Source organism: Dietzia sp. IBK-p2-15D (assembly GCF_057773105.1).
This window is the reverse complement of record NZ_JBYMTK010000072.1, coordinates 1-470: the sequence shown is the minus strand read 5'-3', so window position 1 is coordinate 470 and position 470 is coordinate 1. Positions and strand designations below refer to the sequence as shown.

Annotated in this window: 1 protein-coding gene; it reads right to left on the bottom strand. The window is 47.4% G+C overall.

The features are described from left to right. On the bottom strand, window positions 1–428 hold a 428-nt coding region (locus tag AC3DEV_RS16920), incomplete at its 3' end, for a SpoVR family protein (protein ID WP_488372856.1). Between the last annotated feature and the right edge of the window lie 42 nt (window positions 429–470).

Genomic DNA, 470 nt, shown 5'->3' with positions numbered 1-470 from the left:
CGCAAATCCACGTTCCAGATCTGAATATTCGGCTCCAGATTACTTAAGTTATATTGCGACGATAACCGGTTACGGATTTCCCGATAACCTTCTTCATTATGAATAGCGGAAATCTCCAGATAATTATGCCGATCATCATCCAGCACGGTGAAGAAGCGGAAATCACGCATCACTTTCGGTGACAGGAACTGGCTGATAAAACTCTCATCTTTGAAATCACGCATCGCGAAATGCAGCGTTTCCAGCCAGTCGGAACCGGCGATATCCGGGAACCAGTATTTGTCTTCTTCCGTTGGCGACTGACAAATCCGTTTAATATCCTGGAACATGGCAAACCCGAGGGCATACGGGTTGATGCCGCTGTACCACGGGCTGTTATAGGGCGGCTGGAAGACCACATTGGTGTGGCTGTGCAAGAACTCCAGCATAAAACGTTCCGTTACTTTCCCTTCATCATACAGATGGTTAAG